Genomic DNA, 14,583 nt, shown 5'->3' with positions numbered 1-14,583 from the left:
TATATTTTCATAGTACAGTTAGCATCTGAAGGGGGGTAAACAAGGTGGGATACGGAGAAGTTATACGCTCAGCACGCAAGCGTAAGCACCTTACACAAGAACAACTTGCAGAAAAGATATGTGTATCGCGGTCAGCAATATACGCCTGGGAAACCGAAAAATATCCACCTACTGATGCAAAAAATATAGCCGCGCTTGAAACAACGCTTGGTCTTGAAAGTGGATCACTTTTTTCTCTAATCTATTCAAACCCTATAGTGCCCGTGCGGGACAAGCCATAACAAATGTTCCGCGCGGGCTTTCCGATCCCGATCTGGCGGAGGCTCTGGGGGAAGAGGAAAGGGCGAGAAAGGCTTTTTTTGAAACCTTCGACGATCCTGAAGAAACTTTCACGATCGGTTGTGATCTTACGCAAAACGGCAGAGCCGATATGCCTCAAACGCAGCGCTTTCTCGAGACCAGAAAAGCATATCTCGAACGCCTTGCCGCAACGAACAAGGCCATTGCCGTCCTGGCGTTAATGGCAACAGGAAAAGTTAGAGGAGAGGTGTAGGGGCATGCGAGAGATTGGCACATCCAATGTCGTATATCTGTCGCGCCATGAAATGCTGCGTGAGTTGCTGGACCAGATCGAGATCCAGCGCGCGAGGGTTGAATATGCGGCAAGCAGAAGACTTATACATCGCGACGCCAGAAGCAGGCGAAGGCTCGAAGCGGAGAAAAAGAAGCTTGCCGAGCTTGAGGATATGGCGGAGGGGGAAGAGTTTTGAAAATAGCGTTTTTGCTCATGAAGCTGTGGCTGATTTTAATGGCGCTGGAAATGGTGTGGCTGTTGTGGAGATTTATGGAATTCCGATCATGCACTTCGGCCAATAGCATCCTTGGGCTGAAAAGAGAGGAAACAAACGAAAGGAGGTGAGCGGAATGCAAAAAATCATATGACTCGTGAAGCAAATTCTTCCATAAAAAGGCCAGGAACGGAGGTGAAGCGATGGGCACCGAACTTCAGGTTTTCAGGTTTGAACGTTACCCGGTCAGGGTCGTGGTGGATGAAGTCGGGGGACCCTGGTGGGTGGCCAAGGATGTCTGCGATGTGCTTGATCTCACCAATCCCAGCGTGGCTATCGAATCCCTTGAAGAAGACGAACGGGCTAAGTTCAACTTAGGTCGTCAGGGAGAGGCTTGGATGGTCAACGAACCCGGCCTGTATTCCATGGTGCTCCGGTCGCGCAAACCGGAAGCCCGCAGGTTTAGGCGCTGGGTCGTGCACGATGTCCTTCCGGCTATTCGAAAGTCCGGCCGCTATGAATTCCAGGGCCGGCGGATTCCTCAAAACTTCCAGGAGGCCCTCAGGGCCCTCGCCGACGAGGTGGATTTAAGGGAGCACCTGGAGGCCGAAAACCGCAAGCTTGCGCCAAAGGCCATTGCCTGGGACGCGACCTGTCAGGAAGGTTCCGATATGTCTCTTCAGGCGGTGGCGAAGGAATTCCAGCGCCTTGGGACCGGTCCGAGGAGGATCTTCTCGTTCCTTGCGGACCAGGGGATCCTTTATCGCCTCGACGGGTCTTGGGTGCCGCGTCAGCGTTATCTGGAATCAGGATATTTCCGCGTCAGGCGAACACAGATAGAGATTGGAGATGTTGTGCGAACCAGGTATCGGACGATGGTTACTCCGAAAGGGCGAGATCTCATAGCCCGGCTTTTGGCAATAAATGTAGTTGAGGAGGTAACGACATGACACCCGGACAGACAGTTTTTGTCGTTGATGAATCTATGCCCGAACAGATACGGCAATTGAGCGCCAAGATCGATAAGCTGTCGCAGGAAATCGAGAAACATAGAAGGGAGGCAAACAAGGAGGAGGCGTACGAATACGGATTTATGCGGCTTCCGCAGATCCTGAAGATTATCCCGGTCAGCAAGCCCACCTGGTGGCGCTGGGTGTCTGAAGGCATTGCTCCTAAAGGCGTCAAGTTGAGCAAGTCCGTCACGGTATGGCGGGTGGAAGATATCCGGGCTTTCGCTGAAAAAATGGCCGCCAGCAGTCGGGAAGAGGACGCGCTCCGATGAGGCGCCGAAGATTGTGCAACGCCATGACCGAATCCGTGGCGCTACGTCGGGGCGATAGTTACAGAAGCGTCAACTTTAGGCTGGTTCTGATTATGATGGCGTGCGTGACCATTCTAACTGGTCTTCTATTTCGCTTCGCTATGCCGACCGGCCCTGCCGACCCTGACATGGATTATGGGCGACACCCCTCTGATGCTTCTGTTGTCCATATTGTGGCGCCCCAGGAAACGCTCTGGCAGATCGCCAAGATGTATCACCCGGATAAGGATCCCCGATTGGTCATTTACTACGTGAGGCAGATCAACGGGCTTGGAGGCCCGACGGGGCCGATGCTTCGAGTCGGCCAGCGGATACAGATTCCGATCAAATTTTAGGAGGCGCTCCGATGGTCCGTAAAATATGGATCAGCCAGGACGAAAAGGACGAAATATGCAGGAGATCGAAGACAGGCTGCACCAACAAGGCTATTGCCATTGATTTCGGCCTGTCCAATACGACAATCTCCAATGTCTTGCGCGAGCGCGGGTTCGGTCCCAAGCATCGCGTAGGGATTTCGGCAGCAAGGATTTGGACGGCACGAGACCAGGAACAGCTCGAAAGCCTTTTGGACCTCGGAGTGTCTCCTCAAGGCATTGCCGACACCATGAATCGCCCGTTGCCGACAATTCAAAAACGCATCCTGGAATATCACCTGCGCCGTGAAGGGGTTTATGAACTCAAACCCGGAGGCGTATATAAAATCCTTCAACGGGTAACGCGTGGGGTCCGATTTGATGACGAGACCAGATGCCGATTCATCGGATCATGCCGAGGTGCAGGCAATGTTGTTCATTACCTGTTTCAGTCGATAGCCGGCGGCTATATCGTGGCTATTTCAGACCGCCAGATGGTCGATTATGAGATCCAGGAAGTGGAAGAGGAACAAGGGGCCGCCCGAAGGGAGCGATAAGAGAGTGAAAAAGTGGGACATAATAGGCGAACTTGCGGGATGGATCATCATAACGAACGGAGAAGTCTATTTGGTTATCCCTGGCAAAGACGCTCCAACAGGTGATTTTTTGACATCGGATGACCCCTTCGATGACGTTACCTACGCCACAAAAGAAGAAGCGAAACGGGACATTAGGAAACACGGGAGAGTAGATGCGTGGATCGAAAAAAACATGAAGGCCAGATCAACCCCGACTCAACAGAAGGATGAGCCGGCAAAGAATTTCGACGCCGGAAAGCTTCGTTATGACCTCATTCCGTCCGATGCCCTCCGAGAACTGGCAAAAGTCTACACGGTAGGAGCGGAAAAATACGGCGAGCGCAATTGGGAAAAGGGCATGAGTTGGGGGCGAGCCTTCGGATCCCTTCTAAGGCATGTATGGGATTGGTTTGGCGGCATTGAGGCAGACCATGAAGACGGGCTTCATCCGCTTGCTCACGCCGCCTTTCGTGTATTTCAGCTTCTGGCGTACTCGATGCGAAAGGTTGGAAACGATGACAGACCAAAACTGAGAAGCGAGGCGACCGATGGAACGCAAGGAGCATCCTGATTCAGCCGGTCGGAGGTTCCGGTGCAGCCACTGGAGCATGCGGCAAGAGATTTGTTATATGCATATGACCGACTGCGATGTATGTTTTCTGTTCGATCGAATGAGCGAGGACGAATACAGGGACAGAGCCAGAGAATGGGGCCTCAGGGTCCAGAAGCTTCTTTTCGAGGAGGGGGACAGCAATGAAAGGCAAGATTGACAAGGACGGCTCGTTGTGGATTCAGCGAGGAAAGGTTTTTCGAAAGCAGATGTGTCCTTTTGCTGGGACAGAAGCCTTCAAAAAATCATGTGGGGATTGGTGTCCGCTTTTCGATGCGGACGGATTGTCGAAAGATCTCGAAGAGCTGCGCTCCGAACCCTTTTGGGACGGAGGCAGGTGGGACGGAGGCAGGCATCTCGTTCTATCCTGCTGTAAATCCGTGGTTGTCTTCGATGAGTTAACCGATGAACGGGGGGCCAGCGATGAATAATAGATGGGCTATTCGGGAGATCGTCAAAAACTGGCTGATTACACACGGCTATGACGGACTTGCGGGTGAAGATTGCGGCTGCGAAATAAATGACCTTATGCCATGCGATGAACCTTCTATATATCAGTGCCGTGCAGGCCATAAAGAGAAGTTTTTTTGGATGAATGAAGATAAACCGGGATCCTATCGGGAAGGAAACGATTGGGTGATGGTTGAGGGTAAAGCATATAGAGATTGTAAATAATATCCTTAGGAGGAAGTGGCTATGTTTGACAATTCAAGGATCAAATGGATTGATACCATCTGGGATCCGATCACGGGTTGTCCCCCGGCATTGGTGTTTCGTGAGGATATATTGGATCAGCCATTGAAGTGGAATAAGCCGGGAAAGATCCTCGTCTGCAGTATGGGAGATCTGTTTCATGAAGATGTGCCTGATCAGTGGCTCGAGGCAGTTTTTTCAGTGATGCATTCCATCGAATGTCGACGTCATACCTTCATGCTTTTAACGAAAAGGCCGGAACGTATGAAACGGATCGTTGAACGATTAGAGGCAGAAACAGATACTTTCAATCGAGCTTTTCCAAATGTTTGGCTGGGCGTGACCATCGAAAACCAGCGCACTGCTGATGACAGGATACCTATTTTACTCGACATTCGCGCTGCGGTCCGATTCGTGTACTGTGAGCCGTTGTTTGAAGAGATAGATATTTTCGAGTGGCTCAACCCCAGACAATATCCTGCCAAGGATGGATACGGTGGTGATCACGCCCCTGGTTGGATCACGAATTTTAGGACTATTGACTGGGTAATGTGCGGCAATGAACCCAGTCATGATACCGGACAGGTGCATCCTGATCGAGTAAGCTCTTTGATAGGTCAATGCCAAAAGGCCGGAGTGCCTTTTCACTTCAAGCAATGTGAAGCATGGTCGCCTGTGGGACAAAAGGGGTGAAGGCAGTGTCTGAAACCGTGGAAATCCAAGATTCACGAGATTTTTGGTTTTGTTTTCTGGATATTGCCGTTATGACCGATGAGACTATTTCAGTTTATGACAAGGCTATTTATGCTGCGCTTTGTTCTTTCGCGTCCACCAGGGGGCGCACCTGTTACCCATCGGTTAAGGCTCTTATGAAACGGGCCGGTTGTTCGTATAGGACCGTTCACCGGTCACTCAGGACCCTCGAGGATAAAGGATACATTCAACATCAATATCGTGGCGAGAAAGGGCAAACCTCAATATATATCCTTAAGGGGGGTGTGTCACAGGGACACGGGGGGTGTGCCACACAGACACACCCGGTGTGCCACACAGACACACAGAACTATAGCCATAGAACTATAACCAATGAACGAGATATAAATACTACCCCTTCGGGGGAAGCTAACACTTCCGGCGCCCAAAAGGCCGAGCCTGAAACACAACAGAAACCTAACCATGAGGAGACATCCCCTTACGATGCTAAAAGTGTTCCAGAAATCATGAGGCCCACGGCGGAGCTTCTGTTGTTCAAGACCTCCAGGAGCGGTCTTTCGTGGGATGAGGTTATGGCTTTCCGAAAACTGGAAAAGCTCCACACGCCTGCGAGAGTGCAAAAAGAACTCCTTACGGCGGAGGAGCGTTTCAAGCGAAAAGGGCGTCCATTGACCGAACTGACGGCGGGATATCTGCTGAACAGCCTGCAATACCAGAAAACTTCGACGAGAGGAGGGTGCAGGGATGCCGGAGGGAATAGCGATAAACGAGACAAAGAACGACTTCCCGACCAATACCGGGAATGGTGGGAACAGCAGAAGAGAATCGCTGCTCAAGCAGGATCTGGCAGCGTATATGGCCAAAGCGGCGGAGATGGTGAAAGCGCCCTCGGAATCGGATGCGTTTGCACTGATAAGACTGGACAGGGAAATGAAATATTGTCAGGAATGCAAAGGACTGGCAGCGTGTCAGCTCAAAGGGATGCAGCCTGTGGCGACTGCCTCGGGCGGAAGGATATATCTCACGTACAGGCCGTGCAAGAGAGCGAGATCGGCAAATGCCGAACGGAGAATGAAAGCGGCGCTGAAAGCTGCGAGGCTTCCGGAGAACCTGAGCGACAAGACGATCAACGGCTTCGAGAAGACGGAGGGGACCGAGGTGGCCCGCCAAGCCGCGATCGAAATAGGGCAAAGGATCCTGAATGGCAATCTACCGCTCAAGGGGCTAATGCTTATGGGCCCTCCTGGGGTTGGGAAGAGCCACCTGGAGGTGGCCCTCGCGAGAGTTGCGCTGGAAGCAGGATGCTATACAGTCTTCGTGAGCCTGCCGGACCTGATAGATGCCTCCAGAAAATGGTTTGCGACCAAAACCGGATTGGACCCGGCGGAGGTTGTAATAGCAGCAGATGTGGCGATCCTTGATGATCTCGGGGCTGAATCGACGAAGTATGAATGGGTTGCTGAGCGGGTTTTTCAAGTTCTGGACCAGCGTATGAGAAACAGGAAGCTGACATTCGTGACGACGAATTTAACTGACCCTGATGAAATATCGAGTCATTATGGTGGGCTGATGGGCCGGCGGATAGTTTCGCGCCTCGCGGAACTCTGCAGGTGGATTACCATGACGGGGCCTGATTGGCGCCTTAGGCAAGTCATGTGATGGTGAGGGATAAAGGCATGAACAGGATACGACAGGTTGCGGATATTATCGAATTCGTCGTTATCTATCATCCTCAGGGCCTGCGAATTCTTTCTGGAGAGGTGCCTCCTCCATCATCAAGTGAGTTGGCTGATATAATAGCGCCATTTCAGGATCAATCAAAAGAAAACGAGAGAGTGGATTTAACTCCGTTAGGCCATGCACCACAGGAGTCGTTGATTTTCAAGGCCGACAAGATAGACGAAATCCTTGATTATGCAGGAGGTTGGGAGCGAATTGTCACCGCAGCGAAGGAATATCGTAAATCCTTCCCGCAAAGCTGGGCGATATTCGTCGATCATGTGGTTTGGATAGATTCGATGCGCGGGCATTCAAGGCTCCAGGAATCGCAAATGCGGAATCTATCGATCAAGCACAATGTGAGCGAAAGCACTATACGACGGCGAAGACAGGAAGTTCCGCGGGCAATTGCCAGAGCTGCGGTATTAGCTCCTGTGGCCGGCTGGAAGTTGGGCGAGTATTAGTAGGCTAATTTTTGATGACGGTCTTAATGGTACCCTTAACGAGAGTCTTAATGGTACCCTTAACGATAGCCTTAATGGTACCCTTAATGGTACCCTTAAGGGGGTTGTTAATATTGGATTTGCGAGTAAACTTGTATTGTGGCGGAATGTTCAAAGATCCCCGGCTTTGGCAGGGGGTCTTTATTTTTTGCTCTTCCATCCTGTCGTTAGTCTCCTTGCCTGATAGAGGTGTTGCCAATGGAATATGTCGAGCCGATCAGGAATCGGGCTGATGTCGTCTCGGTTGCGGAGTATCTGGGGCGGTGGAATCCCGTATATTATCTGCTATTCGAGTTTGGAATCCACACCGGTCTTCGCGTTTCGGATCTTCGTCGGCTGACGTTCGGTGACATTATCGAGGAGTTTAAGTCCGGAGCGCGCAGGTGGAGAAAGGAAATATGGATACTTGAACAGAAAACGCGCAAAAAAGGCAAGGCAAGGACGATTACGAACAGGAAGCGAATCATACGAATCAAGGGGACAGAACTCGAATATGTAATCAAATCTCAGCTTTCGCCCATATCGCAATGGGATTTGTCGGAACCGCTGTTTCCTTCTCGGAGGCTGGGCGAAAACGGCGAGACGAGGGCACTGGGCCGTATAAGGATATGGGAAATCCTGCGAATGGCCGCGGAGGCATGCGGAATCGAGGAGCGGGTCGGAACCCATACCATGCGAAAGACTTTCGGATATCACTTCTACCGTAAAACGAGAGACATTGCCGTTCTGCAAAAGATTTTCGGGCATAGCACTCCGGAGATCACCCTTCGGTATATCGGCATTACCCAGGATGATCACGCTGCGGCATATCAAACAGTTACATACAGAACAAAAAAGGCATTTCCGGTCAGAGCGAAAGACACGGGGGTCTTCCAAAAACCCCTTCTTACGTCACAAAAACAGGCCTAATTTTGACCTCTAAAAAGGCCGATTTTGGGTCCGCGTTCGCTTTCGCTTTTTCTACTGATTTTAGGTAGTTTGGATTTCGGTTGTAACCCTTAAAAGTCCAGTGGTGTAGCGGGTTTTCAGCACTTTAATTTTAGGCAACACATTGTTCTTTATGTTTACTAAGTAAAAAATGGCCTGGAAAATTGCGGAAACCGTTGCAACAAGGGACTTAGCGGGATTTTCGCGGGTCCTCCCGGTGCCTCCAGGGTGGGGCCCGAAGGGACTCGCTTTTGGTCCCCAGCTGCGAACACCCTTCGACCCTGTTCGCTTCGCAGTGACGTTCGTTTTTGTGAACTTTTTTAACAGCTCGGTTTCATGTCTTTGAAGGGGAATTGGAATGAAAAAAGATGATACTTTCGAGGGCACTACGCAGGATTTGGCAAGGCTATTGGGTATCACGCCGAGGACGGTACAGAAGCTCACCAGGAAGGGGATTTTCAAAAGGATAAGCCGTGGCGTTTACGATCTCGGGATCTGCGCCAGAGCCTATTTCGAATATGAACGAGCTCAGGAAGTGCCGATTACAGCAGTTCTGCCAAATTCGCCGGTAGAATTCATCAAAAAGGCAAAGGTTTCTGCGGCGGAGTTGGGAGAGATTCTTGAAATAACGGCCAGATGGGTGCAAAAACTCGCCAGCCGTGGTGTATTCGTCAAAGATGCAGATGGCGAAAGATATTCCTTTCTCGAAGCGCTCAGGTCATATCACGAATATCTCCGTAATAATTCCAGGAGTAACCAGGACGACATCGATATTGAGACTTTGCGGCTTACGAGGGCCAAGGCTGATAAGGCCGAGATCGCCGTGGAGATCCTCAAGGGAGAGACGGCAAAAATCGAAACAGTTATGCAGATTTGGGGAGATCTCATCACGATCTTTCGAAGCCGAATGCTCGGAATGCCGAACAAGTTGGCCTCAACCCTGGCGCACATTGATGATCCAGCGGAAATTCAGGCACTTGTCATGGAGGAGGTGAGAGATGCCCTTGGAGAGCTTGCAGCAGTCAATACGGACGATCTCGTTGAAAAGGCTCTGCAGGACGATCTCGAAGATGATAGCTCCACCTCCGAACCTGACGGTATCGCAGTGGGCTGATAAATTCCGACGGCTATCGAGAGAATATGCATCTGAGCCAGGGCGCTGGAAGACTGACCGTGCTCCCTATCAGCGGGGAATTATGGATTGCGTCACTGATTCAAGGGTCAGGCGGGTTACCGTTATGGCCGCAGCGCAAACAGGAAAGACGGAAATCGAGCTGAATATATTTGGGTATCTTGTCGATGTCGATCCATGTTCCATTCTATGGGTATGGCCATCGGAAGACCTGGGCGAGTCGTTCTCAAAAGAGCGCCTGGCACCTACGATACAGGATACGCCGGTTTTGAGGGAAAAGATCCGGGATGTCAAGTCCAGGAGTTCAGACAATACGATTCTCTCCAAGAAATTCCCGGGCGGATATGTAGCCATCGTTGGAGCGAACAGCCCGAAGAAGCTGGCCTCGAGGCCGGTTAGAGCGCTTTTGATGGACGAAATCGACGGTTATCCGGCAAGTGCCGGCACTGAAGGAGATCCAAGGAAACTGGCGGAAAAGCGCGTCACTACATATTGGAATTCTTTGGTTATCCAAACATCCACTCCCACTATTACGGACCTATCCCCGATAGACAGCGAATGGAAGAAGGGGACCATGGAACGCTGGTATTGGCCATGCCCAAAATGCGGGAAGGACGTCAATCCAAGGTGGGAATTACTTATCTGGCAGGGACGCGAAGAGAATCCCGTCATGCGTTGTCCCCATTGCGGGAAGGAATCCGAGGAACAACACTGGAAGCGTCAGAATGGACGCTGGATAGCGGATCATCCGGAGCGACGGAAACATCGTTCGTTTCATCTCACCGGTTTGATATCTCCCTGGATCTCCTGGCCAGAGCTCGTCGAAGAATATATTGAAGCCAAGGAAAGCGGTGGTATCCAGGCGCTCCAGGTATTTTACAATACGCGTTTAGCACGGACTTGGGATGCTATCGACTCGTCGATTGAATTAGAAACGCTCGAACAACACAAAGAGGAATACAAGATGCCACCACTTGGCGTCCTCGTTCTGACGGCCGGTGTCGACATACAGGATGACAGACTGGAAGTGGAGGTAGTAGGTTGGGGCATCGGATATGAGAGCTGGGGTATTGCCTATAGGGTTTTTGTGGGCAATCCAGCCAGAGATATGCATGTCTGGAGCCAGTTGGACGATCTTTTGAAGCAACAATGGATTCGAGCCGATGGGCAGATGTTGAGTGTGGCCTGTGTATGCATAGACTCCGGAGGCCATGCCACATCTCAGGTATATCGATTTACACGCCTCAGGGAAGATCGTAGGGTCTATGCAGTTAAAGGCCGAGGCGGTGCCGGAGTTCCCCAGGTTTCGAAACCATCGCGCGCCGGCAGGGAGAAGGCACTACTCTTCACTCTGGGCGTCGATCAGATCAAGGCGCTGTTGATTGCGCGGCTGAAAGTGGAGGAACCGGGCCCGGATTATTGCCATTGGCCGGCCTCAGAAGAGACCGGATATGATGAGAAATACTTTGATGGGTTGACGGCCGAGCGCAGAGTGGTTGAGACTACATCGCAGGGCGCCAGGAAGGTGCGATGGGTGAAGCGGACCCAAAAGTCCAGGAATGAACCTTTAGACTGCAGGGTTTATGCCACTGCGGCGATAGCTATATTGAGTCCGAATTTCGAACGACTGGCCGGTGTAGCTAAAAAGCAGCCAACCAAGAAGCGCAGAATCTTGAGCGAGGGGGTGACCTTGTGACGCTGGAAGAAGCAAAGAAACATTTGCAGGCCTGGTTAGATGCCGAGCTGAAGGTTTCGCAGGGACAGGAGTTTAGTATGGGATCCCGTCGCTTGGCCATGCCCGATCTCCCATATATTGCCGACAGGATCAATTATTGGGAACAGGAAGTCAAACGGCTGGAGGGAGGCAGCGGGCGACGACGGACGTTCTATGTCGTTCCCATGGACCGATGAAGATATTAGATAAGGCGATCAGTTCAATAGCCCCTCGATGGGGGATGAAGCGCGCAGAGGCTCGCTTGAAACTGCGCCAACTCGAAATAATGGCATCTTCGGGATATGGAAGGCATGGGGCATCGAAAACAAAGCGGAGCACGTTGGGGTGGTTTTTGGGTCATGGTCGAGATCCGGACCATGATATTACAGATAATCTGGAAATCCTCAGGACACGATCTCGGGACTTGTTCATGGGCGGAGGCCTCGCTACCGGATCAATACGGACTGTCAAATCGAATGTTATTGGCCCTGGGTTGAGGCTCAATAGCCAGATAGATTCCGAGTATCTTAAAATGACGGCCGAAGAGGCGAGGCGATGGGAAAGACAGGCCGAGCGCGAATTTTCGCTCTGGGCGGAAACGACAGATTGTGATGCTTCGAAGCACTGCGATTTCTATGGCCTTCAGCGCCTCGCGTTCCATTCGTTTTTGCTTGATGGCGATGTTTTTGCTCTACTTTTGCGCAAAAACAGAAACGAGCAGCCCTACAATCTAAGAATTCGCCTGCTGGCCGGTGATAGGGTCTGTGATCCTCCATATGGGTATCGTCAAGGCAAAGATATCCGAGGCGGTGTAGAGATCGATGATATGGGCGCTGCGGTGGCGTATTGGATATGTCAGGCGCATCCATATACAACGAGTACAAATCCAAAAGTTCTCAGAAAAAGCAGAGAATGGGTGCGATATCCGGCGTATGGGCAGCGAACCGGCCAATTGAATGTTTTGCATTTGATGGATCCGGAGCGGATAGATCAGCGGCGAGGAGTTCCTTTCCTTGCTCCGGTGATCGAGGACCTGAAGCAGCTGGATAGATATACCGAGGCCGAGCTCATGGCTGCCGTAGTAGGCGGACTTCTGACAGTTTTCATTACTCAACAGGCACCTGGGGAGCCTCCCTTCGGGGACGAACCAATTTACGACGACAGCCATGCGATCGAATTGGGTCATGGGACAGTAATCAGCTTGTCTCAAGGAGAAAAACCGGAGATCGTAGATCCAAAACGCCCGAATGCGGCGTTCGATTCCTTCGTTACATCCATGTGTAGACAGATCGGTTCGGCTTTGGGGATCCCATATGAAGTCCTCGTTAAACACTTTACGTCGAGTTATTCGGCGAGCAGGGGAGCTCTTTTGGAAGCCTGGAAGTTTTTTAAGACATGGCGTGCATGGTTCGAGGGATCTTTTTGCCGCCCAATTTACGAAACATGGTTAGACGAGGCAGTAGCGACCGGGAGGCTTTATGCCCCCGGTTTTTTTGATGATCCAATGGTGCGGAAGGCATATTGCAGCGCGATTTGGCGTGGCCCATCACCGGGGCAACTCAATCCGGTGCAGGAAGTCACTGCGGCCAAAATACGGGTAGAAGAAGGCTTTAGCACGCGGACAATAGAAGCGGCTGAGCTTACGGGTACAGACTGGGAGCGTAACCATCACCAGCGCGTGGCGGAAGAACAGGCCAGGCGAGATGGGAAGCTAATCCCGAGCCAATAGGAGGTGAGTAATAATTACGAATAAGCGATTTTGGGAGGTACGAGCCGCGGCGGATGGGAACGAGGCTGAAATACTTTTATATGGAGATATCGGAGATCTTAGGATTTTTGGAGAGGACCTCTACGACGTGTCCTCGAAACGCATTGCGGAAGAACTCAGGGCCATCGGCAATGTCCAAAAAATAAACGTCAGGATTAATTCTCCAGGCGGAAATGTGATGTCGGCCCAGGCGATATATACCCTTCTGAAGTCTCATCCGGCAACGGTGACGATCTATGTGGACGGAATGGCGGCATCGGCTGCTTCCATTGTGGCTATGGCAGGTGATGAAATTATCATGCCAGTTAATACGATGATGATGATCCATTCGCCGGTTGCGTGCTATTGCGGGAATGCCGCCGAATTTAGAGAACAAGCGGAAGTCCTGGACAAGTTTCAGGAAACTATGATTGCGGTTTATGAAAGGAGTGGTCAGACGAAAGAAAAGATCCAGGAAATGCTTGAGGCCGAAACATGGATGACCGGGGCTGAAGCCGTGGAGCTTGGTTTCGCGGACAGAGTTGTCGATCCCATACCCATTTCGGCGTCGATCGAAGGAGGAATGGCCATTCTGGCGAGTATCGGCAAAGAGATACAGTTCGATCTGTCCAGGTTCAAAAAGGCTCCTGAGCGTCTTTTCCAGGCATTGGGCGCCAAAAAACTGGAGCCAGTAGCCAAAGCCGACGTGCTCAAGATGCCCGAAAAACAAGAACCAACTAAGTCAGGAGCAATAGAGGAGGCGGAAGCATTGACAATTGACGAGCTGAAAGAAAAGCATCCAGAGGTATACGCCGCCGTGCTTGAGGCAGGTAGAACCGAGGAAAGGGAACGGATCAAGGCAATCGAAGAAATGGGAATAATAGCCGACAGCGAGCTCGGGGAAAAAGCAAAATTCAAGGAACCATGTTCGGCTGAGGAATTTGCCGTTCGCATTGTGAAGGCCCAGGCCGAAAAGACGAAAAAACATCAAGATTACGTCCAGGCTGACGCCAATGATGTACCTGACGTAAGGGTCTCGGATCCAGAGGAAGGGGTTAATCTGGAAAAGAGCGAAATAAATGCGATTGTTTCCGCTTTTGCCCGTGGGGCAAATGGGAGGAGGAATAAATAATGGCTGAGGTTTTTAACTTTGATAATCTTTTTGCCGGCAATGTATGCCCTGTCGTGACGGATGCCGTGACGATCGCGGCGGGTACCGGGTCACTGGAGAGAGGGTCTGTGCTCGGAAAAATCACAAAAACGCTTGGAACTCCAGCATCTGGGACTAACGATGGAGATGCCGAGATTTCCGGAGTAGAGATCAAATCCAATGCCCAGATCGGCGATTATAGGATGGTTTGCATCGTGGCTCCGAGCAGTGCTGGTGCCAACGATGCGACTTTTGCGGTCTATGCTCCTGATGGCTCAAGACTTGAAGATGCCATACAGGGCACGGAGTATTCCAATGGCCATATTAAATTCACTATAGGAAACGCTACGGCTACTGATTCGGCCATTGGTGATTCATTTACCGTCCCGGTAATGGCGGGCTCTGGAGCTTATGTGCTCGTCAACAGTGCGAATACCGACGGCAGTGGAGTGGTGGAATGTATCCTCGCTGAGGATATAGAGAGTTCAGCAGAGACCCAAAAGGCGGCGGTATATCTAACCGGTGAGTTTAACGAATCCGAACTGGTGTTCGGCGGTACCGACACGGCTGCAATGCATAAGGCCGCCGCCCGGGCAAAGGGTATATTCTTCAAGACCGCCGTATCTGCATAAGG

Annotated in this window: 20 protein-coding genes and 1 pseudogene; all 21 read left to right on the top strand. The window is 51.3% G+C overall.

The genetic code is table 11. The annotated features are described in order from the left end of the window. The first annotated feature begins 44 nt into the window (after positions 1 to 44). The 21 genes and pseudogenes from EZM41_RS02350 (at position 45) to EZM41_RS02250 (ending at position 14,581) form a co-directional block, all read left to right on the top strand. The gene (locus tag EZM41_RS02350; protein ID WP_198469042.1) at positions 45 to 281 is read left to right on the top strand and encodes a helix-turn-helix domain-containing protein; all 237 of its coding nucleotides are present in this window, start codon (positions 45 to 47) and stop codon (positions 279 to 281) included. Positions 282 to 557: 276 nt separating this feature from the next. Continuing rightward, the gene (locus tag EZM41_RS02345) at positions 558 to 770 is read left to right on the top strand and encodes a hypothetical protein (RefSeq protein WP_198469040.1); all 213 of its coding nucleotides are present in this window, start codon (positions 558 to 560) and stop codon (positions 768 to 770) included. Then, positions 767 to 919 carry a hypothetical protein gene (locus EZM41_RS02340; protein WP_198469038.1) on the top strand — a complete coding sequence of 51 codons (153 nt, stop codon included), beginning with the start codon at positions 767 to 769 and terminating at the stop codon, positions 917 to 919. Before EZM41_RS02345 ends, EZM41_RS02340 begins: the two co-directional genes overlap by 4 nt. A 72-nt stretch (positions 920 to 991) precedes the next feature. Then, positions 992 to 1,738: a phage antirepressor KilAC domain-containing protein gene (locus EZM41_RS02335; protein ID WP_198469036.1), complete on the top strand. Its 747-nt coding sequence runs from the start codon at positions 992 to 994 to the stop codon at positions 1,736 to 1,738. Further along, a complete protein-coding gene (locus EZM41_RS02330) occupies positions 1,735 to 2,070 on the top strand; it encodes a helix-turn-helix transcriptional regulator (protein ID WP_198469034.1) in 336 nt (111 codons plus the stop codon). Before EZM41_RS02335 ends, EZM41_RS02330 begins: the two co-directional genes overlap by 4 nt. Then, positions 2,067 to 2,444 carry a LysM peptidoglycan-binding domain-containing protein gene (locus EZM41_RS02325; protein ID WP_198469032.1) on the top strand — a complete coding sequence of 126 codons (378 nt, stop codon included), beginning with the start codon at positions 2,067 to 2,069 and terminating at the stop codon, positions 2,442 to 2,444. The genes EZM41_RS02330 and EZM41_RS02325 overlap by 4 nt, the downstream gene beginning before the upstream one ends. 11 nt (positions 2,445 to 2,455) lie before the next feature. After that, on the top strand, positions 2,456 to 3,019 hold the full coding sequence (locus tag EZM41_RS02320) for a hypothetical protein (RefSeq protein WP_198469030.1): 564 nt from the start codon (positions 2,456 to 2,458) through the stop codon (positions 3,017 to 3,019). Positions 3,020 to 3,023: 4 nt separating this feature from the next. After that, positions 3,024 to 3,611, top strand: coding sequence for a dATP/dGTP diphosphohydrolase domain-containing protein (locus EZM41_RS14275; RefSeq protein ID WP_198469021.1), 588 nt, complete (start codon positions 3,024 to 3,026; stop codon positions 3,609 to 3,611). A 182-nt stretch (positions 3,612 to 3,793) separates the two neighbouring features. Then, positions 3,794 to 4,081, top strand: a complete 288-nt coding sequence (locus EZM41_RS02310) for a hypothetical protein (RefSeq protein ID WP_198469019.1) — start codon at positions 3,794 to 3,796, stop codon at positions 4,079 to 4,081. After that, positions 4,074 to 4,325 carry a hypothetical protein gene (locus EZM41_RS02305; RefSeq protein WP_198469017.1) on the top strand — a complete coding sequence of 84 codons (252 nt, stop codon included), beginning with the start codon at positions 4,074 to 4,076 and terminating at the stop codon, positions 4,323 to 4,325. Before EZM41_RS02310 ends, EZM41_RS02305 begins: the two co-directional genes overlap by 8 nt. 21 nt (positions 4,326 to 4,346) lie before the next feature. Then, entirely contained in the window at positions 4,347 to 5,036 is a 690-nt protein-coding gene (locus tag EZM41_RS02300; protein WP_198469015.1) for a DUF5131 family protein, read from the top strand. Further along, positions 5,009 to 5,272: pseudogene (locus tag EZM41_RS14530) on the top strand (helix-turn-helix domain-containing protein); the annotation flags it as partial. The gene EZM41_RS02300 and the pseudogene EZM41_RS14530, both read left to right, overlap by 28 nt. A gap of 529 nt (positions 5,273 to 5,801) precedes the next feature. Further along, positions 5,802 to 6,716: an ATP-binding protein gene (locus EZM41_RS02290; protein ID WP_198469013.1), complete on the top strand. Its 915-nt coding sequence runs from the start codon at positions 5,802 to 5,804 to the stop codon at positions 6,714 to 6,716. 17 nt (positions 6,717 to 6,733) lie between these two features. Continuing rightward, positions 6,734 to 7,240, top strand: a complete 507-nt coding sequence (locus EZM41_RS02285) for a hypothetical protein (protein WP_198469011.1) — start codon at positions 6,734 to 6,736, stop codon at positions 7,238 to 7,240. Between the two features lie 237 nt (positions 7,241 to 7,477). Beyond that, the gene (locus EZM41_RS02280; protein WP_198469009.1) at positions 7,478 to 8,188 is read left to right on the top strand and encodes a tyrosine-type recombinase/integrase; all 711 of its coding nucleotides are present in this window, start codon (positions 7,478 to 7,480) and stop codon (positions 8,186 to 8,188) included. 376 nt (positions 8,189 to 8,564) lie between these two features. Beyond that, the gene (locus EZM41_RS02275; RefSeq protein WP_198469007.1) at positions 8,565 to 9,320 is read left to right on the top strand and encodes a type IV toxin-antitoxin system AbiEi family antitoxin domain-containing protein; all 756 of its coding nucleotides are present in this window, start codon (positions 8,565 to 8,567) and stop codon (positions 9,318 to 9,320) included. Then, on the top strand, positions 9,205 to 11,034 hold the full coding sequence (locus tag EZM41_RS02270; RefSeq protein ID WP_198469005.1) for a phage terminase large subunit family protein: 1,830 nt from the start codon (positions 9,205 to 9,207) through the stop codon (positions 11,032 to 11,034). The genes EZM41_RS02275 and EZM41_RS02270 overlap by 116 nt, the downstream gene beginning before the upstream one ends. Further along, complete coding sequence (locus tag EZM41_RS02265; RefSeq protein WP_198469003.1) at positions 11,031 to 11,249, top strand: DUF6148 family protein; 219 nt, start codon at positions 11,031 to 11,033, stop codon at positions 11,247 to 11,249. The genes EZM41_RS02270 and EZM41_RS02265 overlap by 4 nt, the downstream gene beginning before the upstream one ends. A 44-nt stretch (positions 11,250 to 11,293) precedes the next feature. Next, positions 11,294 to 12,781, top strand: coding sequence for a phage portal protein (locus EZM41_RS02260; protein ID WP_198469001.1), 1,488 nt, complete (start codon positions 11,294 to 11,296; stop codon positions 12,779 to 12,781). Between the two features lie 10 nt (positions 12,782 to 12,791). Beyond that, a complete protein-coding gene (locus EZM41_RS02255) occupies positions 12,792 to 13,931 on the top strand; it encodes a head maturation protease, ClpP-related (protein WP_342449204.1) in 1,140 nt (379 codons plus the stop codon). Then, positions 13,931 to 14,581, top strand: a complete 651-nt coding sequence (locus tag EZM41_RS02250) for a head decoration protein (protein ID WP_198468997.1) — start codon at positions 13,931 to 13,933, stop codon at positions 14,579 to 14,581. Before EZM41_RS02255 ends, EZM41_RS02250 begins: the two co-directional genes overlap by 1 nt. Positions 14,582 to 14,583: the final 2 nt, after the last annotated feature.

The sequence above is a fragment of the Acetomicrobium sp. S15 = DSM 107314 genome (genome assembly GCF_016125955.1).
GTDB classification, from domain to species: domain Bacteria; phylum Synergistota; class Synergistia; order Synergistales; family Thermosynergistaceae; genus Thermosynergistes; species Thermosynergistes pyruvativorans.
Note: the sequence above shows the minus strand (reverse complement) of the source record. Positions and strands in the feature narration are given on the sequence as shown.

What these genes read in the sequence shown, in the direction of transcription:
- EZM41_RS02345 (WP_198469040.1), top strand. Translation starts at nt 558, where the DNA reads ATGCGAGAGATTGGCACATCCAATGTCGTATATCTGTCGCGCCATGAA.
- EZM41_RS02335 (WP_198469036.1), top strand. Translation starts at nt 992, where the DNA reads ATGGGCACCGAACTTCAGGTTTTCAGGTTTGAACGTTACCCGGTCAGG.
- EZM41_RS02330 (WP_198469034.1), top strand. Translation starts at nt 1,735, where the DNA reads ATGACACCCGGACAGACAGTTTTTGTCGTTGATGAATCTATGCCCGAA.
- EZM41_RS02325 (WP_198469032.1), top strand. Translation starts at nt 2,067, where the DNA reads ATGAGGCGCCGAAGATTGTGCAACGCCATGACCGAATCCGTGGCGCTA.
- EZM41_RS02320 (WP_198469030.1), top strand. Translation starts at nt 2,456, where the DNA reads ATGGTCCGTAAAATATGGATCAGCCAGGACGAAAAGGACGAAATATGC.
- EZM41_RS02310 (WP_198469019.1), top strand. Translation starts at nt 3,794, where the DNA reads ATGAAAGGCAAGATTGACAAGGACGGCTCGTTGTGGATTCAGCGAGGA.
- EZM41_RS02305 (WP_198469017.1), top strand. Translation starts at nt 4,074, where the DNA reads ATGAATAATAGATGGGCTATTCGGGAGATCGTCAAAAACTGGCTGATT.
- EZM41_RS02300 (WP_198469015.1), top strand. Translation starts at nt 4,347, where the DNA reads ATGTTTGACAATTCAAGGATCAAATGGATTGATACCATCTGGGATCCG.
- EZM41_RS02290 (WP_198469013.1), top strand. Translation starts at nt 5,802, where the DNA reads ATGCCGGAGGGAATAGCGATAAACGAGACAAAGAACGACTTCCCGACC.
- EZM41_RS02285 (WP_198469011.1), top strand. Translation starts at nt 6,734, where the DNA reads ATGAACAGGATACGACAGGTTGCGGATATTATCGAATTCGTCGTTATC.
- EZM41_RS02280 (WP_198469009.1), top strand. Translation starts at nt 7,478, where the DNA reads ATGGAATATGTCGAGCCGATCAGGAATCGGGCTGATGTCGTCTCGGTT.
- EZM41_RS02275 (WP_198469007.1), top strand. Translation starts at nt 8,565, where the DNA reads ATGAAAAAAGATGATACTTTCGAGGGCACTACGCAGGATTTGGCAAGG.
- EZM41_RS02270 (WP_198469005.1), top strand. Translation starts at nt 9,205, where the DNA reads ATGCCCTTGGAGAGCTTGCAGCAGTCAATACGGACGATCTCGTTGAAA.
- EZM41_RS02260 (WP_198469001.1), top strand. Translation starts at nt 11,294, where the DNA reads ATGAAGCGCGCAGAGGCTCGCTTGAAACTGCGCCAACTCGAAATAATG.
- EZM41_RS02250 (WP_198468997.1), top strand. Translation starts at nt 13,931, where the DNA reads ATGGCTGAGGTTTTTAACTTTGATAATCTTTTTGCCGGCAATGTATGC.